Raw genomic sequence first — 20,616 nt, 5'->3', positions numbered from 1 at the left:
GAGAAATGCAATGTCACTATATGATCCAAAGCTGGAGAGGGATAACTGTGGCTTCGGCCTGTTGGCCCACATGGAAGGTGAAGCCAGCCACAAGCTTGTCCGTCTCGCGATGTCAGCATTGGCTCGCATGCAGCACCGCGGCGGTATCTCCGCCGACGGCAAGACCGGCGACGGCTGCGGTCTGTTGCTGCAAAAACCCGACAGCTTCTTCAGAGCTGTCGCCGAAGAGAAGGGATGGCACCTGGGCCGCAACTACGCGGTCGGCATGCTGTTTCTCAACCCCGATCCCGTCTTGGCGCAAGCCACTCGCGACATCATCGACGAAGAGCTGGAAAAGGAGACCCTGAGCTTGGTCGGCTGGCGCAAGGTGCCTATCGATACCAATGTACTCGGCCCCATCGCCAAGGCCTCTTTGCCCAGCATCGAACAGGTCTTTGTCAACGCCCCCCCCGGCTGGGTCGACAAGGATCTCGAGCGCCGCCTCTATATCGTGCGCCGCCGCATCGAGAAACGCATCAGCGACGACTACTTCTACGTGGTCAGCCTCTCCAACCTGGTCACCGTCTACAAAGGACTGTGCATGCCGGTGGACCTGCCGCGCTTTTATCTAGATTTGGCCGACATCCGCATGCAGGCAGCCATCTGCGTGTTCCACCAGCGTTTCTCCACCAACACCAGCCCGCGCTGGCCGCTGGCGCAGCCGTTCCGCTATCTGGCCCACAACGGCGAGATCAACACCATCGCCGGCAACCGCCAGTGGGCCAAGGCGCGCAGCTACAAGTTCGCCACCCCGCTGATCCCGGATCTGCAAGAGGCCGCCCCGTTCGTCAACACCACGGGGTCGGATTCCTCCAGCCTCGACAACATGCTGGATCTGTTCCTGGCCGGTGGTATGGACCTGTTCCGCGCCATGCGCCTGTTGATCCCGCCTGCGTGGCAGAAGCACCCGAACATGGATGACGACCTGCGCGCCTTCTACGACTTCAACTCCATGCACATGGAGCCCTGGGATGGCCCGGCCGGCATCGTCATGACCGACGGTCGCTACGCCACCTGCGCGCTCGACAGAAACGGTCTGCGTCCGGCCCGCTACGTCATCACCAAGGACAAGTTCATCACGCTGGCCTCTGAAGTGGGCACCTGGGACTACACCCCGGACGAAGTGCTGGAGAAGGGCCGGGTCGGCCCGGGCGAGCTGTTCGTGGTGGATACCAGCAACGGCAAGATCTGGACCAGCTTCGAGATCGATGACGATCTCAAGAGCCGTCACACCTACAAGCAGTGGATGGACAAGCACTGCAAGCGGCTGGTGCCGTTCGAGCAGATGGATGACGCCAGCACCGGCGCCCGCGAATTCTCCGACGATCAGCTGAAAACCTATCAGAAACTGTTCGGCTACTCCTATGAGGAGCTGGATCAGATCATCCGGGTACTGGGTGAAAACGGCCAGGAGGCGGTGGGCTCCATGGGAGATGACACCCCGATGGCGGTGCTCTCCTCCAGCCAGCGCACCCTGTACGACTACTTCCGCCAGATGTTCGCCCAGGTCACCAACCCGCCCATCGATCCGCTGCGGGAAAACCACGTGATGTCGCTGGCCACCTGTATCGGCCGCGAGCAGAACGTGTTCAACGAGACCTTCGGCCACGCCCACCGGGTGCTGTTCCAGTCGCCGATCCTGCTCTACTCCGACTTCCACCAGCTGCTGGCACTGGAAGGGGAGCACTATCGCCATCAGGTGATCAGCCTCAACTTCAAACCCGAAGAGGGACTGGAAGCGGCCATCCTGCGCATCTGTGAAGAGGCCAAGGCTGCCGCCAAGGCCGGTACCGTGCTGCTGATCCTCTCGGATCGGGACGTCAGTGCCGACACCCTGCCCATCCCGGCCGCCATGGCGGTGGGGGCGGTGCAGCGTACCCTGGTGGACAACAACCTGCGCTGCGACGCCAACATCCTGGTGGAAACCGCCAGCGTGCGCGACCCGCACCACTTCTCTGTGCTGCTGGGCTTTGGCGCCACCGCCATCTACCCCTACCTCGCTTACGAGACGCTCGCCAAGCAGGTAGAAGAGGGCGTGCTAAAGATGAGCCTGCGCCAGGCCATGCTCAACTACCGCAACGGCATCAACAAGGGGCTCTACAAGGTGATGTCCAAGATGGGCATCAGCACGGTGGCCAGCTACCGCTGCTCCCAGCTGTTCGAAGCGGTGGGCCTCTCCAAAGCCGTGGTCGAAATGTGTTTTCGCGGTGTATCGAGCCGCATCCAGGGCGCCGATTTTGCCGACATCCAGCAGGATCAGTTCAATCTGGCCCGTCAGGCCTGGCTGGCCCGCAAGGCCCTCACTCAGGGCGGCCTGCTCAAATTCGTCCACGGCGGCGAGTACCACACCTACAACCCGGACGTGGTACAGACCCTGCAAGTGGCGGTGCGCTCCGGCAACTATGCCGATTACAAGGAGTACGCCCGCCTGGTGAACGAGCGTCCCGTCGCCACCCTGCGCGATCTGCTTACCCTCAAAAAGGTCGACAACCCGGTCGCACTGGAGCAGGTGGAGCCGGCGGCCAAGCTGTTCCCCCGCTTCGACTCCGCCGCCATGTCCATCGGCGCGCTGGGCCCGGAAGCCCACGAGGCGCTGGCGGTGGCCATGAACCGGCTCGGCGGCCAGAGCAACTCCGGCGAAGGCGGCGAGGATCCCAAGCGCTTTGGTACCGAGAAGAATTCGCGCATCAAGCAGGTGGCCTCGGGGCGCTTTGGCGTCACCCCCCACTACCTGATGAACGCCGACGTGGTGCAGATCAAGGTGGCCCAGGGCGCCAAGCCCGGCGAAGGGGGCCAGCTGCCCGGTGACAAGGTGACGGCCCAGATCGCCAAGCTGCGTTACTCCGTGCCTGGCGTGACCCTGATCTCGCCGCCGCCCCACCACGACATCTACTCCATCGAGGATCTGGCCCAGCTCATCTTCGACATCAAGCAAATCAACCCAAACTGTCTGGTGTCGGTGAAACTGGTGTCCGAGCCCGGCGTTGGCACCATCGCCTGCGGCGTGGCCAAGGCCTATGCGGACTTCATTACCGTCTCCGGCTACGACGGCGGCACCGGAGCAAGCCCGCTCACCTCGGTCAAATACGCCGGCTCCCCCTGGGAGCTGGGCCTGGCCGAGACTCAGCAGGCGCTAGTGGCCAACGGCCTGCGCCACAAGGTGCGTCTGCAGGTGGATGGCGGTCTCAAAACGGGTCTGGACATCATCAAGGCGGCCATCCTCGGCGCCGAGAGCTTTGGCTTCGGTACCGGCCCCATGGTGGCGCTCGGCTGCAAGTACCTGCGTATCTGCCACCTGAACAACTGCGCCACCGGCGTCGCCACCCAGGATGAGAAGCTGCGTCGCGAGCACTTCACCGGCCTGCCGGAGATGGTGATGAACTACTTCAAGTTCATCGCCGAGGAGACCCGCGAGCTGATGGCCCAGCTGGGCGTCACCCAGCTGACCGACCTCATCGGTCGCACCGACCTGCTGGAAGCGCTGCCCGGCCTCACCGCCCGTCAGGCCAAGCTGGATCTCTCCGGTATTCTGGCCAGCCCGGTGGCACCGGCAGGCTCCAGCCTGTTCAGCCAGCAGCACAACCCCACCTTCGACAAGGGGCCACTGAACCTCAAGATGGTGGAAGATCTGCTGGAGGCGGTGGAAAACATGAGCGGCGGCGAGTTTCGCTACGACATCCGCAACACCGACCGCTCAGTGGGTGCGCGCCTGTCCGGCGAGATCGTCAAGCGGCACGGCAACCAGGGCATGGCGGCCGATCCGGTGCGGGTCCACTTCAATGGCACCGCTGGCCAGAGCTTCGGCGTCTGGAACGCGGGTGGCCTCGAGATGATCCTCACGGGGGATGCCAACGACTACGTGGGCAAGGGGATGACCGGCGGCAAGCTGGTGATCAAACCCCACGTCGGCGTGGCATTCAAATCCCACGAGGCGGCCATCATCGGCAACACCTGCCTCTATGGCGCCACCGGCGGCAAACTTTACGCTGCAGGTACTGCCGGCGAGCGCTTCGCGGTGCGCAACTCAGGGGCTCTCGCGGTAGTCGAGGGGATCGGTGACAACGGTTGTGAATACATGACCGGCGGCATCGTCACCGTGCTCGGCACCACAGGCGTCAACTTCGCGGCGGGCATGACCGGCGGCTTCGCCTACGTGCTCGACGAGTGCGGCAACTTCGCCAAGCGCACCAACCCCGAGCTGGTGGAACTGCTGGACGTGGCGGATCTCGCCATCCATCAGGAGCACCTGCGCGGCATCATCACGGCGCACCTCAATGAAACCGGCAGCTCGCGCGCCGAGGAGATCCTGGCCAACTTCGACTCCTATGTGCCCAAGTTCAGGCTGATCAAACCCAAGTCCAGCGACGTCAAATCGCTGCTTGGCCACACCAGCCGTTCCAGTGCAGAACTCAGAATCCAGGCGCAATAAGGAGGGAACCCTATGAGCCAGAACGTATTTCAGTTTATCGACGTGCAGCGGGTCGACCCGCCCAAGAAGCCGCTCAAGATCCGCAAGATCCAGTTCGTGGAGATCTACGAGTCCTTCAACCAGGCCCAGGTCGGCATGCAGGCGGATCGCTGCCTCGACTGCGGCAACCCTTACTGCGAGTGGAAGTGCCCGGTGCACAACTACATCCCCAACTGGCTGAAGCTGGCCAACGAGGGGCGCATTCTGGAGGCGGTAGAACTATCCCACCAGACCAACAGCCTGCCGGAGGTGTGTGGCCGGGTCTGTCCGCAAGACAGACTGTGTGAGGGTGCCTGCACCCTCAACGATCGCTTCGGCGCCGTCACCATCGGCAACATCGAAAAATACATCACCGACAAGGCGTTCGAGATGGGCTGGAAGCCCGATCTCTCCAAGGTGGTCAGGACCGGCAAGCGGGTCGCCGTCATCGGCGCCGGCCCGGCGGGTCTCGCCTGCGCCGACGTGCTGGCACGGGGCGGCGTCACCCCGGTGGTGTTCGACAAGTATCCGGAGATCGGCGGTCTGCTCACCTTCGGCATTCCCTCCTTCAAGCTGGAAAAAGAGGTGATGCAGCGTCGCCGCGAGATCTTCGAGGGGATGGGCGTGGAGTTTCGTCTCGAGACCGAGGTGGGTCGCGATGTCACCTTCGCCGACCTGCTCGGCGAGTTCGATGCAATCTTCCTCGGGGTCGGCACCTACAAGTACATGAAGGGCGGCTTTGCCAACGAGGAGGCACCGGGAGTCTACGACGCCCTGCCCTACCTCATCGCCAACGCCAACCGGCTGCTGGGCTTTGAGAAGGCGCAAGCCGATTACATCGACTTCGCCGGCAAGCAGGTGGTGGTGCTCGGCGGCGGTGATACCGCCATGGACTGCGTACGTACCGCCATCCGTCAGGGGGCCGCCAAGGTGATCTGCGCCTATCGCCGTGACGAGGAGAACATGCCGGGTTCCAAGCGGGAGGTGAAGAATGCCCGCGAGGAGGGGGTTGAGTTCATGTTCAACCTGCAGCCGGTCGGCGTCGAGCTGGACGCCCAGGGCCGCACCTGCGGCATCAAGGTGGTGAGCACCGAGCTCGGCGCCCCCGATGCCAATGGCCGCCGCAACCCGGTGGTTGTGACAGGCTCCGAGCAGGTGCTGGCTGCCGATGCGGTGGTGATGGCGTTCGGCTTCCAGCCCAATCCCCAACCCTGGATGGCGGAACACGGCATCGAGCTTGACGGCCGGGATCGCATCAAGGCCTCGGAGCAGGCCGAACATGCCTTCCAGACCAGCAACCCCAAGGTGTTCGCCGGTGGCGACGCGGTACGTGGCTCCGATCTGGTGGTGACCGCCATCTATGAGGGGCGCAAAGCGGCCGAAGGGATCATGGACTATCTGGCCGTGTGATCTGCCGTCGTAACCAAACTGCCATGCAAACAGCCCCGCTCGTGCGGGGCTGTTTTTTTATCTCGCTCTCGATCAGGCAGAACCGGCTAGATGCTCCAACTCTCCGGCAGCCGCTCGGTGAGGGTGGAGATGTATTCGAAGGTACGCGCCCGCTTGGGGGTAGTGAACATCTGGCGCGTACTGCCCGCCTCCACCACCTCTCCCGCCTCCAGAAAGATCACCTGCTGGGCGATCTGGGCCGCCAGGCGCAAGTCATGGGTGGCGATCAACATGGTGGTGCCCTCATTGGCCAGCTGGCGCAGTACCGCCACCACCTCCTGGGCAAGCTCAGGATCCAGCGCCGAGGTGGGCTCGTCACAGAGCAGCACCTTGGGGGCCGGCGCCAGTGCCCGGGCAATAGCCACCCGCTGCTGCTGACCGCCGGAGAGGGTGGCAGGTACCGCCTGAGCCTTGTGCCTGAGCCCCACCTTGTCGAGCAGTTGCAGGCCGCGCGCCGCCGCTCTCTCCCTGGGCCACTTCAACACAGTCACCAACCCTTCCATCACGTTCTCCAGCACCGTCATGTGCGGGAACAGCTGAAAGTTCTGGAACACCATGCCGGTCTGCTGGCGCAGGGCCAGCACGCTTTGCCGTGACAGATGTCGGGTAAAGTCGAGCTCGCTGCCCCCCAGTACCAGCTGGCCCGCATCGGGCCTCTCCAGCAGGTTCACGCAGCGCAGCAAAGTACTCTTGCCGCTGCCGGAGGGGCCGATCAGGGCGGTGACGCTGCCCGCGGCCATCGCCAGCCCTACCCCTTTCAACACTCGCTGCCCCGCAAACTGTTTCTCGATGCCACTCAAGCGGATCATAGGGCGACCTCCCGGGTCTCTTTGTAAGCCAGTCGCTGCTCCAGCTTGTCTTGCAGGGTGGAGAGTACCGAGCTGAACAACAGGTAGATGAGGGCCGTCTCGACATAGAGAATGAGCGGCTCATAGGTGACGGAGGCGAGTCGCTGGGCCGCCTGAAACAGCTCGGGCACGGTCACCGCCGCCGCCAGTGAAGTGTCTTTGACCAGGGAGATAAAGGTGTTGGAGAGCGGCGGCACCGCGATGCGCGCCGCCTGCGGCAGGATCACCCGCCACATCACCTGGGGCCAGTTCATGCCAATGGAATAGGCCGCCTCCCACTGCCCTTTCGGGATCGCCGCCAGGGTGGCACGGATGATCTCCGAGCTGTAGGCACCGATGTTGAGGGTGAAACCGATAACGGCGGCGGTGAAGGCATCCAGCACTATGCCGGCGCTCGGCAGACCGTAAAAGATCAGAAAAAGCTGCACCAGCAGCGGGGTGCCCCGAATAAGCCAGACATAAAACCGGACCAGCATCACCAGCGGGGCCGGACCATATAATCTGGCCAGCGCCACCGACAAGCCGAGCACGATTCCCAGCACGAAGGTAATCAGGGTGAGTGGCACGGTAAAAATAAGCCCCGCACTGAGCAGGGGCCAAAAAGAGTCGATCATTAACTGCAACCAGGCCGGCACGTTAATACCCTCAGTTGTTATTATGTTGCCGCGATATTATTGCGAAACGTCGGTGCCGAAATATTTCTGCGATATTTTCTGATATGCGCCATCCTGCTTGGCATTGCGCAGCGCCTGATTGATGGCGGCCAGCAACTCGGGTTGTCCCTTGGCGAGCAGGGCCCCCGATTGATCCCCCTTGGCCTCGGTGGCCGCCACCTTCAATTTGGCGTCCGGCTTCTGTTTCTTGAAGTCGAGGAACGAGAGGCTGTCGTTGAGGGTGGCATCCACCCGCCCGGTCAGCACCAGTTCGAGGGACTGGTTGAATCCCTCGGTGGCCACCACCTCGGCGCCCGATGCTTTCGCCAGCTGGGCGAAGTTGCTGGTCAGCGACTGGGAGGATTTCTTGCCCTTCAGATCGGCAAAACTCTTGATGCTGTGGTTGTCGCTGTGCACCACGATCACCGCTTTGGAGGTGATGTAGGGGTCTGAAAAATCATACTTTTTCAGCCGCTCAGGGGTGATGGCCACTTCGTTGAGCACCAGGTCGTAGCGCTTGGCGTCCACCCCGGCGATGAGCCCGTCCCACTTGCCCTCGACGAACTGCGGCTTCACGCCGAGACCGCTTGCAATCAGCTCGCCGATCTCCACGTCAAAGCCCACCAGCTTGCCGCTCTTGTCGTGATAGGTGAAGGGAGGATAGGCCCCTTCGGTACCGATCTTGATCACCCCGGCCCGCTGGATCTCGGCCAGGCTTGACTGTGCCTGTACCGATGTCATCAGTGCCAGCGGAAGTGCCGCCATCAAAAACAGGGAGTGCCGTTTTTTCATTATTCACCTCGTTATATTTATGAACATCCAGAACGCTTGCCAACCACCACAAAATAAAACCAGCCGGTTATCATGTTTAAATTAATTGTCGGCAGAGAGAACTTTCATAATGCTTGCCGGCGGTATGGATGAAACATAACGTGGCTCATGGCATGACCCAACCATGAAATACGGGGATATTTATCGAAATAATGGATAACGAAAAAATAGTGGCCGGACTGGCCGAGGAATAGCCCCGCTGGCGGCGCTCCGCCAGCGGAAACCATGTCAGGCGGGTTGCGACTCCCGCGGGATGCTGGTGACCCAGTGACGACGCCAGTGCGGCGCCTCGTAGAGATCGGGCCAGAATTCGGTCTGATGGCAGATGGTATTGCCACGCACCGTGTGGAAGGTGATGGCGCGCGCCTCGACTTCACCGTCGGTGATCACCACTTCGGTCACCACCTCCCGCCCCTGCTCCAGCAGGCGGACGATGTCAAAATCCCAGGGCCCGGCCGCCGGGTAGCGCCGATTGATCTCGACGAAGTTGGCCCGCCCCTCGATCCGCTCCCCCGACTGGGGCCAGTCACAGAGGAAGTCATCGCTCAGCCACCTGGAGGCCTTGACGAAATCGTTGCTCTGCATGGCCTGCCAATAGGCCTCCACCACTGCTTTTGGTTCCATGGTCTTGTTTTCCATGCCTGTCCCCTACAACCGCACCACCAGCCACTCCCCCTTGCCCACCGGCACCAGCGAGGTCGCAAACGCCGGATCCTGCTCCACCTGTGCCATCCACTCGGCCAGCTCCTCCCGATGGGAGATGGCATTGTCCACCACCAGCAGACCGCGGGGGGCCAGCAGGCGCTGGATCTCGGGCCACCAGGCCTGGTAGTGCAGGCGATCGGAGTCGAGGAAGATGAGCGGGTAAGCGGCCGTCGGCAGGGTGGGCAACAGCGTACCGGCTTCCCCTGCCAACTGCTCAATCCAGGCTTCAAGCCCGGCCCGCTCAAAGTTGGCGGCCGCCATGGTCCGCTTGCCCTCGTCCAGCTCGATGGTGGTGACCCGGCCCCCCAGCCGTTTTACTGCCTCGGCCAGCCAGAGGGTGGAGTAACCGTTGGAGGTGCCGATCTCCAGCACCGCAGCGGCCCCCCTCGCCTGTACCAGCACCGCCAGCAACTCGCCGGTATCGCGGGTAATGTTGAGCATCTTGCTGCCACGGGACTGTTGCGCGCCGTCATTCTGCTCGCCAAACAGCTCCAACTCCCGTTTCAGTTGTTCCAGTGCCATGTCTCCTCCTTGACGGTGTAAACGAGTCGGCCCGGTGCATGGCATGGCTGGACCGCCCCTCATGTTCATCATTTTGCTGCCGGCCCGCTCGGTGGCGTATCCCCCAGCAGGTAGCGGGGACCCTCGCCCTGCCCGGCGGCCTGATCATCCGGATTGTAAAGTGCGCAGTGCTCCAGCGAGAGGCAACCGCAACCAATGCAGGCGCCAAGTTTCTCCTTGAGCTGCTGCAGCGCCGTGATGCGCCGATCGAGCAGGCTCTGCCACTGGCCGGCAATGCCGTCCCAGTCGCGGCGATCCGGGGTGCGCCCTTCCGGCAGACCGGCCAGGGCCTCCCCTATCTCGCCCAGACTCAACCCCATGCCCTGCGCCACCCGGATGAAGGCGATGCGGCGCAGCACATCCTGCGGATAGAGCCGCTGCCCCCCCTCGCTGCGCACACTGCCAATCAGCCCCTTCTGCTCGTAGAAGCGCAGGGCGCTGGCCTTGACGCCCGAGCGTTTGGCTATCTGGCCGATGGCCAGCCATTTGCGTTCCATCGCCACGCTTGACCTCAAGTTAGCTTTAACTTGCACAATCCTGTCTCCCCTTATGAAAGGAGTCAAATGATTATGCATCATCTTCATCATCTTCATCATCTGCTCGATGCCAATCGAGCCTTTGCCCTCAACGGACGCGGCACCACCAATCACTGCCCGATGGCATTGCACGCCCTGCACGAGATGGGCGCCAATCCCCACCAGCTGCAGCAGTTCTTCGCACACTGGCAGGCCAACTATGCCCTGCCGGGGGGTGAACAACAGCAGGGGGATGAGGAGGAGCTGCAGTTTGTCCGGCTGCGTCAGCAGTTGGCAACACGGCTGGCCGACGAGGGGTGGCTGCCCACCTTTGTCAGCCTGCTGGAGCAGGGTCTCTCGCCGGCCGGCGGCGCCTTCCATCCGCTGATCCGCTTTGCCTGCGCGCTGGAAAATGGCCATCTGGGAGAACAGGCCGCCGCATTGGCCGCCTGGCAGTGCAGACCCTTGCGGGTGCCGGCCGGGCAGCGGGCGCCGGTGCAGGATATCGATGCTCTGCTGAGCGCGCTGGCCCGGCAGTGGGAAGGCGCACGCTGGCAGGGCGAGTGGATCACCGAGCGACTGCGGCAGGTGACGGATGCGCCGACCTGGGCGAGTGGGTTACCGAGCGGGGTATCATCATCGGATCTGCTGGTGCAGCTGGCCGACGCGGCCCTCGCCCTCTACTGGCAGACCGGCAATTTTACCGTGCTGCACATGGTGACCGGCAGCCGCGCCGCCGCCATCGTCGCCAGCCACCTGCCAACGCCATGGCAAGCGCGCTGGCAGACCCTGATGTGGCAGGCGGTGGCGGCCGCCTATGTCACGGTCGGCGCGCCGTCACTGCAGACGCCGGTCTGGCCCGATACCGGCAAGCTGTCGTGGCAAAACGTGCTGGCCCGGGCAGTGGCGAGCCTCGACGATCATGTGATCAAGCTGGTGCATTGCTGCTGGCGAGAGGGGCTCGCCAGGCCTTTGCTGGCAGACCGTTATCTGGCGGTGGCCGCCCGCGCGGCAGGGCTGCTGGCGCCGCTCACCGGGCCGGATGCCATCTAGGTCGTACGCAGGGGCCGCCCTAGGAGGCGGGCAGCCGGGTGAAGTGAATGACGGGGCAGCGGGGAGCCACGCCCCGGGTCAGGGTCAGCGGCTGGGCGCGGTAGCTCAGTTGGTAGCGGCCAGGGCGGGAGAGATCATAGGCCAGGGTCAGATCCGCGTCGGCCTGGCTCTGCTGACCGGCCCCCAGCAAGAAGAAATCCTCGGCGCCCGGGTTGCCCCGCTTGGCCAGCGGGCCCTTGTAGGGTATCGGCCGATCATCGAGGGTGAGATCGATGGCATCGGCAAACCAGCCTTCAAACGGCGTGAACCAGCTCAGCACCTCGAGTGGCCCCTCTCCCCGGTTGGTCAGGGTCATCACCAGCGGCAGTGGCTCGTTGACCCGGCTTTGTGTCTTGACCGACAGATCGCACTGCAGGGGGGCCAGCGCCAGGGTGGTGAGCAAGAGTGTCATCATGGTCGCTCCTTCCTATGACAAACGACATGGACAAGAAGGGGCCTTGCGGCCCCCGGTCGGCAAATCAGTTTTCGCTCGGCGTATTCTCGGCGAAGTACTCATGGTTGTCGGCGTTGTTGAGCGCCTTGACCGGATCCGTCTTCGCCAGATTGCGGGCATTGGCCTGACCGTAACCCAGATCGTCGGTGCCCGCCACCACGTTGAAGTGGCTCAGCTCGTGGACGATGGTGCCGGCACGGGAGTCGGTCCCGCTGACCGGTGCGGTCCAGAAGCTCTTGCACAGGTAGACCTTGTAGGGCTGATCCGGATAGACATAGGCAAAGTAGCTCTGCTTGCAACCGCAGTCGAAGGTGAGCGGCTTGTTGTCGATGGCATCCTTGATCTTGCTGAAGTGGGTCTCGGCCTGATCCCAGCGCGATGCATCATAGGCGCCAAACCAGCTGCGATAACGCTGGCCTTCCGGCTTGTCCACCGCCAGGTAGCTGCTGGAGTTGTTGGTGATGCCGCTGGCGGCATCGAGCGCCGCCAGGATGTCGCTCTTCTGGGTGTTGGTGCAGCGGCCGCTGAAGCTAACCGAGGCGGTCACCGCCTGCGGCTCGGCCAGGGAGGCCGCCTTGGCCAGCACCCGCTCGTCACTCACCCCGTCCACCCACAGGGTCACCGCATTGGATTCGCTCGCCTGGGCCTGCTTGGCCTTGGCGGCTTTCGCCTCTTGCGGCAACGTCGGCAGCAGGTAGCGGATGCTGTACTGGCCCTGGGCACTCATGTCGTAGAGACCGGAGACCTCGGCCTGCACCGTCAGGCTCTGGCCAGCCTTGAGCAGCTGGAAGTCCTTGTCGGTCGGGGCTGCCCGCTTGATCAAGGCCCCCTCGTAGCTGACCGGCTGGCCGTCCCGCTCCACCAGGAACAGGGGGGCATCTTCGCTGCCCGGCAGTTGCCATTTGAGCAGGCGAACCGGCTTGTCCCCGCTGTTGGTCAGGGTCAGGTTGACGCGCACGTCGTCACTGTTGCCATCCACCAGGGTGAGCTGGGCGTCGAGCCCTGCGGCGCAGAGCGGGGAGGCCAGCACGCCGGCCAGCAACAGGGCAATGGGAGTCGCTTTCATCATGTTTCCTCATTCATTGAGTGTCGCCTTGTCAGGCGGTTTGCTTCCTTCAAGGCCCTCTTTGGGGCCCACTCACCCTAGAGCAGTTTTTTTCCGCGACCATCCCACCATATGGGGGACGCCCCCCAGGATAGGGGGAATGCCCAATGTCCCCGCTTGCTGCGACAAGAGTCGCGGTGCCCTCCCCCTTTCCCCTGCCTGCCACCCCGCCCCGCGCTCATAAAAAACCCCGGCACCGGGCCGGGGTTCTCAGACAAATGAAGCAGACCCAGCTCAGGGGCCTACCAGCAGCGCCAGCGCTGGCTGCGCGTTGCCCGGCACCAGCCGGTAAGCCTTGTGGTGCTTGACCAGGGTGGTTTTCTTGTTGCCCTGGCTCAGCAGCAGGCGGTGGGCAAAGGCCGCCCGTGCCAGCCGGGCCTCGTCGCCGCGCACATAGAGGGTGAGCGGCTTGATAAGCTCGCCGGCCTCGATGTGGCCCTGATACTCGCTGGCACTGATGATGAGGCTCGGCTGACCGCCCGATTGCAGGCGCAGCTTGGCGCTCACCTCGCTGTCGGTAATCACTAACCAACCCTCGGCCGCGAGCTCGGCCAACAGGGCGGCCAGCCGGCTGCCGAGCCCGGTCGGCTCGGCCATGGCCCGCTCATATTGGCTCATGATCCGCTCAAGCAGCCCCTTGAGATCGGCGCCGGCCCCCAGGGTGCGGCCAAGTTGCACCCAATCCTTCAAATCCTCCATCACCAGCCGGGAGAAGCGCTTCTCCTTGAGGGAGTCGGCCATCCAGGTGCAGAGAAAGTGGCTCTCTTGCGCCGGGGTACGCTTGCCAGCCTTCTGCTCGGCGGTGCGGGCCAGTTCGGCCAGACTCTGGCTGGCCATCTCGAACAGGGCCTGATTGTAGGTAGGAGCGGTCATAAGCAATCCTTGAGTTGACTACCAAGGGTCAACACCGATGACAGAGATGGCAAAGGCGCCAGTGGCGCCTTTGCGGTTCAATAGAGCGGCCTGCGCGCCTTATTTCGGCTGGCGCGGCTTCTTGGCGGCAGCCAGGCGCTTGAGACGCTGGCCCTGCAGCTTGGCCTCGGCCATGGCCTGGGCGGCGGCGTTGTCTTCCCGCTGCGGGCGCTTGCCGAAGCGGCGGCGCTCCTGCAGCTGCTTGATCAGCTCGTCGCGGCTGCTCACCTCGTAGCCCGGCACCATGATGCGGCGGATCTTCTGGCCGATCAGCGCCTCGATCTCCAGCAGGGTGCGCTCTTCCTCGCGGCTGACGAAGGAGATGGCCATGCCGCTCTTGCCGGCGCGGCCGGTACGGCCGATGCGTTGCACGTAGTCTTCCGCCAGGAACGGCAGATCATAGTTGACCACGTACTCGAGATCCGGGATATCCAGGCCACGGGCGGCCACTTCGGTGGCCACTAGCACCCGCAGCTTGCCTTCGGTGAACTCGCGCAGGGCGCGGCGACGGCTGCCCTGCGCCTTGTCGCCGTGCACCACGGCGGACTTGATGCCGTCGAGGTTCAGCTCGGCCACCAGCTCGTCGCAGCTCTCGCGGGTACTGGCAAACACCAGCACCTGCGGCCAGTTCTGCTTGCCGATGAGCTCGGAGAGCAGCTCGCGCTTGCGCTTCTGCTCCACCGGATAGACGGTGTGGCTGACGGTATCGGCGGTGGAGTTCTGCTTGTTGACGCTCACTATCTGAGGCTTGTCCAGCATCAGGTTGGCCAGCTTCTTCACCGCCTCGGAGAAGGTGGCGGAGAACAGCAGGTTCTGACGGGTCTTGTTGACCGCCTGCAGGATCTGCTGCACATCGGCACTGAAGCCCATGTCGAGGATACGGTCCGCTTCATCCAGCACCAGGCACTCGACACCGGAGAGGCTCAGGTTGCAGGCGGTGAGGTGCTCCAGCAGCCGACCCGGGGTCGCCACTATGATGTGAGCGCCCGCTTTCAGTTTTCTGGCCTGCACATCCTGCTTGCCACCGCCGTAGATGGTGAGGGTGGTGATATCCAGATGCTTGGCGAAGTCATTGATGTTGCTCGCCACCTGGGCCGCCAGCTCGCGGGTCGGGGTCAGGATCAGCACCCGGGCGTTGGAAGGCTGCACCGGTGCCGGATTGTCCACCAGCCGCTGCAGGATGGGCAGGGCAAAGGCGGCGGTCTTGCCGGTACCGGTCTGGGCGCTGGCCAGCACGTCACGACCGCGGCGGATGGCCGGGATCGCCTGCTGCTGCACAGGGGTCATCTCCTGATAACCGCACTCTGAGATGGCGCGCAAAATCTCGGGGGCAAAATCGAACGATTCAAATCTCATAATGGGTTCCTGTGTTCCAGCTGGACTGTGGCTGGCTTGGTTAGCTCGGCATGAGCGAAAAGTCGGTGCAGACCACCGACGGCTGTGCCTGACATCAAGTCAGAGAGTGGCCGGAAAATGGCGGGCGCGAAGTGTAACAGATAGATGGCGCAAATTCTGCCTCAAATACGCGCCCTTTTCATGGCACCAGGGCCGCCTGGCTGGCAAGGCGAACACGCCCAACCAGCAGCCATTCATGTCCGCACGGGAGTTCAGCCACCTCGACCATTCTGGGCCAGGAAGTCTCTTTGGAACAGGCACATGCGAATGGCGGTGCGATATTGCCCATCGATGAAGAACTCCTCTTTGAGCTCCCCCTCCGGCTCGAAGCCCAGCTCCTGATAGATGTGGATCGCCCGGGCGTTGTCCCGATCGACGATGAGATAGAGCTTGTGCAGGTTGAGCACGTTGAAGCCGTACTTCATCGCCTTCAAGGTGGCGGTCTTGGCATAGCCCTTCCCCTGATGGGCGGGGGCGATGATGATCTGGAATTCGGCGCGGCGATGGATGCTGCGGATGTCCACCAGCTCCACCAGCCCCACGTTGTCCCCCGCCACCTCGAGGATGAAACGGCGCTCGTGCTGGTCGTGGATGTGCTTGTCATAGAGCTGGGCCAGCTCCATGTACGCCTCGTAAGGCTCCTCGAACCAGTAGCGCATGATGCTGGCGTTGTTGTTGAGTTGATGGACGAACTTGAGATCCTCGCGCTCGAGGGGGCGAAGGGTCAAGGTGTCATGGGATGACATAAGGTACCTGCTTGCAGCGTGAAGGGGCGCCGGCCAGCCAGGGGCGGCGGCGCCATGAAGAATGAGAGCAACAGACGGCGGGGCCCCTGCCCCGGCCGGTCAGCGAATGCGGTTGGTCGGGCGCTTGAGCAGCCGGATGGCGATGGCGGCCATGGCGATGACGAACAGGCCGAGGGAGGTCACCAGCAGGCACTTGGTCAGCAGCTCGTGATACTGGGCGAACACCGGGGCCGCCATCACCGCCTTGCCCACCAGGCTCAGCACCAGGGCCCAGAGGAAGGCGCTGGCAAAACTGGCGATCATCACCCGCGGCAGGTGCAGCCGCGAGACCCCCATCAGCATGGGGGTCAGCACCCGCACGAAGGGTACGAAACGGGAGGAGAACATGGCCCAGAAGCCGTAGTTGTGCAGCAGGCGGGAGGCCCGCGGCAGGCTGCCGTCCGGGATCATCCGCTCCACGTGGCCCATGAAGGCGGTACCGTGCAGCGCCTGCCCCTGCACATAGGCGATCAGGCTGCCAAGCCCCGCCGCCAGCGGCATGTAGAGCAGCGTCACTTCGGGGCCGAGCACCCCCATCCCCACCAGCCCGCCGGCCAGCAGCACCAGGCTGTCACCGGGCAGGGGCAGAAACACGAAACTCGATTCGAGAAAAAGGATCACCACCAGGCAGGTGACGAGCAGGCCCACCGCCTGCATCTGGATCAATTGGTCAAAGTCCTGTTGCCATATGGCAAGCAGCATGTCCTGCATCTGGTGACTCCCATCAACTTCGTGAGCATCCATCCTGGGTGGCCTGACGGCCTCCGGTGCGGCAGACCCTCCCTGTCGCCAACCCCTTTTATCCCTGAGGGTGGCCCGTTATACACCCGGCCAAGTGAACAAGAAATTAATACAGGTCATGGATAAGGGAGATAATCGGCCAGGGCCATCAAAAAAATCGGGCCCGCTCCGGCTGGAGAGGCCAAGACAGCAAAACGGCGTCAACTGCGCTTGAGGCGCTGCAACTTGGTGAGGGTGAGCAGGGTCTGGGCCGAGAGATCGCACACCGACAGCACGAAGGCGAGTTCGTCGGGATGCCATACCTCGCTCAGCCTGGCCCGCTCGGCGATGATGAAGCCGAGCAGCTCATCCCCCTGCTTGAGGGGCGCCATCAGGATGGTGCCGGAGAGCCCCTCCAGCCCAAGCTGGGCCAGCATGGCGCCAAAGCGCGCCAGATCGTAGGACTCGCGCAGGATGAGGCAGGGTTCATGCTCGGGCTTGGAGACCTCGTAGCGCCCCTGGATCAAGGCATACGGCAGGTGAAAGCCCTGCTGGTGATGGAGCTTGGGCAAAAAGAACAGATCCTGGCAGTACATGCTCTGCTTGTCTTCGGCACTGAACCAGACGCTGGCCCGCGCCGCGCCGGTGCCCGAGCAGATCGCCTCGTTGATGTGGCGCGCCGCCTGACCCGGATCCTCGCCGCTCAGCAGATCGCTCTTGGCCAGATGAATGAGGGCGCCGTGCTGCAGTTTCTGGCGGGCTTCGCTGTCGAGCTGGCGCTGACGCAGGCTGTCCAGATGATCGAGCATCCGATTGCAGTCGATGGCCACCTGGGAGATCTCGTCGTTGCCCTCCACCAGCAGCCGGCGCACCGCACCGTCGTCACCGATGAGCCGCAAATTGGCGCTCAGCCGCTGCAAACGGGCGGCGATATAGCCGTTGAGGATCAGCAGCACCAGAGCCCCGAACAGCAAGGTCCCCAGGCTCAGCAGCCAGAAAATGTGCCGCTCGATGGCCTTGCCCTCCAGCATCAGATCCCGTGGCAGGGTGAAGCGAAAGATGAGCGGGGAGTCCTCCTGCAGGGTATCTATTTGGGCCAGGGTGAGCAGTCGCTCCTCCTGCGGCAGGATCAGGCTGTCATTGGCCCTGAGCCGGGCCAGGGTGGTGACCCCCAGGCTGGTGGCCAGCTGCTGCGGGCTCAAAAAGGAGAGCGAGAGATTGGTGCGCTTTTGCAGCTGATGGACTAACCGGGTGGTGAAGGCCTTGAGCAGCAACAGGGTGCCGCGACTCGGCCCCTCCCCCTCGCTGGTCAGGATCTGGGTGGCGGCCAGCAGGTAGTAACGCTCGCCGTCAAACCAGATGCCGGCATTGGGCTTGAGGCTGCCGTAGCGCACCAGATAATCGGTCAGAGGCGCCAGCTGGGCCGGGGTCTGCGTCACCAGCTGGCCGCCATGATAGGCAAACGCCGCCTGTGGCTGCTTGTCGGCATCATAGAGGGCCACCAGATCCACCCCCAGGGTCTCGAAGGTGCGCACGTTGAGATTGGCCGCCAAATAGGCGGGATCGCGGCTCACCATGTAGGCGTAGGTCTCGTCCCATTCGGACCAGTCCTGCCCCAGCATGGTGAGCTGGCCAAGCTCGGCCTGCACCACGGCCCGGACCCGCTCGCGGTTGCGCTCCACGCTCATGCGCTCCAGCTCGCCAAACTTGTTGCCGACCACATAATGAAGGCCGACATAGCCGACCCCCAGCAACAGCAGCAGCGTCAGCACTATGGTCAGCGTAATCTTGCGGCTGATCTTCATCTTTAATCCACACTCCCGGACAGGTGACCCATTGAGTTTAATGGATTTTGCCTCTGCGCCTCTCCCTTGCGCGAAAAAGCTCGCCAGGGCGACCAACCTGCACTGCCATGGCGTGAATGAGCAAAAATGGCGTCATCCGGCTCACGGTGGGGCTGCCAAGCGAGCAAATAATCGCTACAGTGTAACCGTGCCTCATCGGAAGAGGCTTCACGGGATCCCGGCATGTTCACACCTCTCCCCCTTCCACTGCGCCCCGCTCTGCTGCTCGGCCTGCTGTGCAGCTGCCAGGCCATGGCCGATGACGACTCGCGGGTGCAACAGCGCGCCAACGCCGTGGTGTCGCTGATGACCTTCACCGTGGTGCCCGACATCACCGCCAGCAACATCAACATCGGCAGTGGCACCAATCAATCCTCGGCCCTCAACATGACCCAGATCGGCGGCGGCGCCACCATGAGCGAGAGCGTCCCGATTTATCTGGAAGGGACCCTGGGATTCAGCCGCTACGATCCCCAGTTCGTGGTCAGCAGCGGCAGCGAGAGCCGCACCGTTCCCACCAAGTGGAACAGCCTGACCGCCACCGGCGGGATTGGCTGGGACATAGGGCTGCACCGGGACAGCCACGGCGGCAACTGGGTGCTGCGCCCCATCGGCAACGTCACCCTCGGCACGGTGGCGAGCGATCTGCGCATCGGCAACTGGCTGCTGGGCCAGTACACCGGCAAGAACCTCGATTTTCTCGATGGCGGCCGGCTCGACGTCTACGGCCTCGGTGGCGCCATGATGCTGGACTACGAGCTGTTTTCCCCCGGCCAGGACATCGACGCCGAGCTGCGCTACTCCTATCAACACCTGCAGAGCTTTGGCGGCACCGCCGCCAGCGTGACCGGCCAGGCCAATGCCGAAAACCTCGGCCTCTATCTGCGCCGGCGCGCCCCCATCGGCAATCTGACGCTGCTGGGCAAACCTGTGCGCTACGTGATGGAGGGAGCCCGCACCGAATACCTGGGCGAGCAGCGCGGCCTGCTCGGCTTCAACTCCCTCAACTCCCTCGGCCTCGGGGTAGAGCTCGACAGCAGCAAGTACGATATCTTCGTCACCCGCACCCGGCTGGTGGCCCGCTATATGTTCAGCCACAACACCAGCGGCTACGGCGTTGGGCTGGCGATGAGCTTCTAACCAGATCGAAGGGCTATATCCCTTTGCACTGTTCCACCAGCCCACAACAAGATTCAATTTGAACCGTCCAGAATGTTATCCTGACCGGCCCAATGCTTCTGGAACCATCCCATGCTCATTACAACACTTTTGGTATCCGCTCTCGGCTCGTCTATTGAAGGGCTCTCTTTTCAACACAAGGACTGGGAACTGGCCTGTGACAACACACGCACATGCCGAGCCGCAGGTTATAGCGCAGAATCAGGGGGACTCTCGGTTTTGCTCACCCGAGAGGCTGGCGCCAAAGGTACATTGCATGCAGAACTTGCCATAGCAGAGGTTGATGAACAGACACCGGGAGCCCCCGCTGATGGTTTGATCACACTGCGCATCAATGGTGAAGTGCTTGGCACCGTAAAAGAGCGGACTCCGTTCAGCCAGCCTCAAATCGCAGCACTGGTCCGAGCGATCAAGGGGACTGGCAAGGTGGTATTTGAATGGAGCAAGCATCAGGAACCGCTATCCGGCGCCGGAGCTTATGCCATTTTTCTCAAAATGGATGAGTTCCAAGGCCGCCTCAATACCAGTACAGCCCTGACCAAACAGGGCCCATTACCCACTACATCCATTCCTCCTGCCTTGGCGGCTCCCGTGATCCATGCTGGCGCCGTAGCCGCAGACAACCTCTCCCGCCCGCTCACCAAGCCGGAGCAACAGAACATAGGCAAGTGGCTGAAGCGGCAAGTCGATAAAGACACCTGCCCCATGGTCGATGAAAATTCAGAGGGCGGCATGCTCTATCCCCTGAACCAAGAACGAGCCTTGGTCCAACTACCCTGCTGGCTCGCTGCTTACAACGACGGTTCGGCCTTCATTGTGATTGACACAAACCTTGATACCGCCAGTGCGACTCTCATCAGCACTGATGCAAATGGCTATGGAATGGGTGAACTGAGTGCCTCGCACAAAGGAAGAGGGATAGGAGATTGTTTTTCTTTCGAAAGCTGGGTGTGGGATGGCAAAACCTTCGTGCAGAGTGAGCAAAGCACTACCGGAAGCTGCCGCATGATTGCACTGGGGGGAACCTGGCATCTGCCGACCTTGACCAGCAAGGTAGTCAAAGCACAGTAAACAAAGGCGGC

The 20,616-nt window shown here is 62.8% G+C and carries 18 protein-coding genes; 5 read left to right on the top strand and 13 right to left on the bottom strand.

Translation table 11 applies throughout. From position 1 onward, the window contains the following. Positions 1–10: 10 nt before the first annotated feature. Positions 11–4,468 carry a glutamate synthase large subunit gene (gltB, locus tag OKC29_RS08255; RefSeq protein WP_024945789.1) on the top strand — a complete coding sequence of 1,486 codons (4,458 nt, stop codon included), beginning with the start codon at positions 11–13 and terminating at the stop codon, positions 4,466–4,468. Positions 4,469–4,480: 12 nt separating this feature from the next. Then, complete coding sequence (locus OKC29_RS08250) at positions 4,481–5,896, top strand: FAD-dependent oxidoreductase (RefSeq protein ID WP_073350769.1); 1,416 nt, start codon at positions 4,481–4,483, stop codon at positions 5,894–5,896. Positions 5,897–5,982: 86 nt separating this feature from the next. Here OKC29_RS08250 and OKC29_RS08245 read toward each other — a convergent pair whose 3' ends face one another. The 6 genes from OKC29_RS08245 to soxR all read right to left on the bottom strand — a co-directional run bounded on the left by OKC29_RS08245 (position 5,983) and on the right by soxR (position 10,030). Further along, complete coding sequence (locus OKC29_RS08245) at positions 5,983–6,744, bottom strand: amino acid ABC transporter ATP-binding protein (RefSeq protein WP_073350770.1); 762 nt, start codon at positions 6,742–6,744, stop codon at positions 5,983–5,985. Continuing rightward, entirely contained in the window at positions 6,741–7,397 is a 657-nt protein-coding gene (locus OKC29_RS08240; RefSeq protein WP_017410894.1) for an amino acid ABC transporter permease, read from the bottom strand. Before OKC29_RS08240 ends, OKC29_RS08245 begins: the two co-directional genes overlap by 4 nt. A gap of 57 nt (positions 7,398–7,454) precedes the next feature. Beyond that, a complete protein-coding gene (locus tag OKC29_RS08235; protein ID WP_011706519.1) occupies positions 7,455–8,228 on the bottom strand; it encodes an amino acid ABC transporter substrate-binding protein in 774 nt (257 codons plus the stop codon). A 267-nt stretch (positions 8,229–8,495) separates the two neighbouring features. Continuing rightward, positions 8,496–8,906 carry a nuclear transport factor 2 family protein gene (locus OKC29_RS08230; RefSeq protein WP_043123946.1) on the bottom strand — a complete coding sequence of 137 codons (411 nt, stop codon included), beginning with the start codon at positions 8,904–8,906 and terminating at the stop codon, positions 8,496–8,498. A 9-nt stretch (positions 8,907–8,915) separates the two neighbouring features. After that, positions 8,916–9,494 (bottom strand): O-methyltransferase, encoded by a 579-nt coding sequence (locus tag OKC29_RS08225; protein WP_073350772.1) that lies wholly within the window; start codon positions 9,492–9,494, stop codon positions 8,916–8,918. A 68-nt stretch (positions 9,495–9,562) separates the two neighbouring features. Further along, the gene (gene soxR / locus OKC29_RS08220; RefSeq protein ID WP_017410890.1) at positions 9,563–10,030 is read right to left on the bottom strand and encodes a redox-sensitive transcriptional activator SoxR; all 468 of its coding nucleotides are present in this window, start codon (positions 10,028–10,030) and stop codon (positions 9,563–9,565) included. Between the two features lie 72 nt (positions 10,031–10,102). Here soxR and OKC29_RS08215 point away from each other — a divergent pair, with 72 nt between their 5' ends. Then, entirely contained in the window at positions 10,103–11,101 is a 999-nt protein-coding gene (locus OKC29_RS08215; RefSeq protein WP_408786245.1) for a questin oxidase family protein, read from the top strand. Between the two features lie 19 nt (positions 11,102–11,120). On the opposite strand, the gene OKC29_RS08210 is transcribed toward OKC29_RS08215, so the two are convergent. The 7 genes from OKC29_RS08210 to OKC29_RS08180 form a co-directional block, all read right to left on the bottom strand. Then, complete coding sequence (locus OKC29_RS08210; protein ID WP_162275724.1) at positions 11,121–11,555, bottom strand: protease; 435 nt, start codon at positions 11,553–11,555, stop codon at positions 11,121–11,123. A 64-nt stretch (positions 11,556–11,619) separates the two neighbouring features. Beyond that, entirely contained in the window at positions 11,620–12,663 is a 1,044-nt protein-coding gene (locus OKC29_RS08205) for a M35 family metallo-endopeptidase (protein ID WP_162275725.1), read from the bottom strand. A gap of 270 nt (positions 12,664–12,933) precedes the next feature. Continuing rightward, complete coding sequence (locus OKC29_RS08200; protein ID WP_024945779.1) at positions 12,934–13,572, bottom strand: DUF2913 family protein; 639 nt, start codon at positions 13,570–13,572, stop codon at positions 12,934–12,936. 99 nt (positions 13,573–13,671) lie between these two features. Continuing rightward, positions 13,672–14,967: a DEAD/DEAH box helicase gene (locus OKC29_RS08195; RefSeq protein ID WP_270669227.1), complete on the bottom strand. Its 1,296-nt coding sequence runs from the start codon at positions 14,965–14,967 to the stop codon at positions 13,672–13,674. 251 nt (positions 14,968–15,218) lie between these two features. Then, on the bottom strand, positions 15,219–15,752 hold the full coding sequence (speG, locus tag OKC29_RS08190; protein WP_016351180.1) for a spermidine N1-acetyltransferase: 534 nt from the start codon (positions 15,750–15,752) through the stop codon (positions 15,219–15,221). Positions 15,753–15,851: 99 nt separating this feature from the next. Beyond that, entirely contained in the window at positions 15,852–16,502 is a 651-nt protein-coding gene (locus OKC29_RS08185; RefSeq protein WP_011706529.1) for a DedA family protein, read from the bottom strand. A gap of 230 nt (positions 16,503–16,732) precedes the next feature. Beyond that, the gene (locus OKC29_RS08180; RefSeq protein ID WP_073350776.1) at positions 16,733–18,316 is read right to left on the bottom strand and encodes a CHASE4 domain-containing protein; all 1,584 of its coding nucleotides are present in this window, start codon (positions 18,314–18,316) and stop codon (positions 16,733–16,735) included. A gap of 222 nt (positions 18,317–18,538) precedes the next feature. Here OKC29_RS08180 and OKC29_RS08175 point away from each other — a divergent pair, with 222 nt between their 5' ends. Together OKC29_RS08175 and OKC29_RS08170 are read left to right on the top strand one after the other, a co-directional pair. Then, entirely contained in the window at positions 18,539–19,495 is a 957-nt protein-coding gene (locus tag OKC29_RS08175; protein ID WP_073350778.1) for a hypothetical protein, read from the top strand. Between the two features lie 111 nt (positions 19,496–19,606). After that, a complete protein-coding gene (locus OKC29_RS08170; RefSeq protein WP_073350780.1) occupies positions 19,607–20,605 on the top strand; it encodes a DUF1176 domain-containing protein in 999 nt (332 codons plus the stop codon). Positions 20,606–20,616: the final 11 nt, after the last annotated feature.

The sequence above is a fragment of the Aeromonas sp. QDB34 genome, assembly GCF_027705405.1.
Taxonomy (GTDB): Bacteria; Pseudomonadota; Gammaproteobacteria; order Enterobacterales; family Aeromonadaceae; genus Aeromonas; species Aeromonas hydrophila.
Note: the sequence above shows the minus strand (reverse complement) of the source record. Positions and strands in the feature narration are given on the sequence as shown.

What these genes read in the sequence shown, in the direction of transcription:
- OKC29_RS08185 (WP_011706529.1), bottom strand. Translation starts at nt 16,502, where the DNA reads ATGCAGGACATGCTGCTTGCCATATGGCAACAGGACTTTGACCAATTG.
- OKC29_RS08205 (WP_162275725.1), bottom strand. Translation starts at nt 12,663, where the DNA reads ATGATGAAAGCGACTCCCATTGCCCTGTTGCTGGCCGGCGTGCTGGCC.
- OKC29_RS08240 (WP_017410894.1), bottom strand. Translation starts at nt 7,397, where the DNA reads ATGATCGACTCTTTTTGGCCCCTGCTCAGTGCGGGGCTTATTTTTACC.
- OKC29_RS08235 (WP_011706519.1), bottom strand. Translation starts at nt 8,228, where the DNA reads ATGAAAAAACGGCACTCCCTGTTTTTGATGGCGGCACTTCCGCTGGCA.
- OKC29_RS08225 (WP_073350772.1), bottom strand. Translation starts at nt 9,494, where the DNA reads ATGGCACTGGAACAACTGAAACGGGAGTTGGAGCTGTTTGGCGAGCAG.
- OKC29_RS08180 (WP_073350776.1), bottom strand. Translation starts at nt 18,316, where the DNA reads ATGAAGATCAGCCGCAAGATTACGCTGACCATAGTGCTGACGCTGCTG.
- OKC29_RS08245 (WP_073350770.1), bottom strand. Translation starts at nt 6,744, where the DNA reads ATGATCCGCTTGAGTGGCATCGAGAAACAGTTTGCGGGGCAGCGAGTG.
- OKC29_RS08200 (WP_024945779.1), bottom strand. Translation starts at nt 13,572, where the DNA reads ATGACCGCTCCTACCTACAATCAGGCCCTGTTCGAGATGGCCAGCCAG.
- OKC29_RS08175 (WP_073350778.1), top strand. Translation starts at nt 18,539, where the DNA reads ATGTTCACACCTCTCCCCCTTCCACTGCGCCCCGCTCTGCTGCTCGGC.
- speG (WP_016351180.1), bottom strand. Translation starts at nt 15,752, where the DNA reads ATGTCATCCCATGACACCTTGACCCTTCGCCCCCTCGAGCGCGAGGAT.
- OKC29_RS08230 (WP_043123946.1), bottom strand. Translation starts at nt 8,906, where the DNA reads ATGGAAAACAAGACCATGGAACCAAAAGCAGTGGTGGAGGCCTATTGG.
- soxR (WP_017410890.1), bottom strand. Translation starts at nt 10,030, where the DNA reads ATGGAACGCAAATGGCTGGCCATCGGCCAGATAGCCAAACGCTCGGGC.
- OKC29_RS08215 (WP_408786245.1), top strand. Translation starts at nt 10,103, where the DNA reads ATGCATCATCTTCATCATCTTCATCATCTGCTCGATGCCAATCGAGCC.
- OKC29_RS08210 (WP_162275724.1), bottom strand. Translation starts at nt 11,555, where the DNA reads ATGATGACACTCTTGCTCACCACCCTGGCGCTGGCCCCCCTGCAGTGC.
- OKC29_RS08170 (WP_073350780.1), top strand. Translation starts at nt 19,607, where the DNA reads ATGCTCATTACAACACTTTTGGTATCCGCTCTCGGCTCGTCTATTGAA.
- gltB (WP_024945789.1), top strand. Translation starts at nt 11, where the DNA reads ATGTCACTATATGATCCAAAGCTGGAGAGGGATAACTGTGGCTTCGGC.
- OKC29_RS08195 (WP_270669227.1), bottom strand. Translation starts at nt 14,967, where the DNA reads ATGAGATTTGAATCGTTCGATTTTGCCCCCGAGATTTTGCGCGCCATC.
- OKC29_RS08250 (WP_073350769.1), top strand. Translation starts at nt 4,481, where the DNA reads ATGAGCCAGAACGTATTTCAGTTTATCGACGTGCAGCGGGTCGACCCG.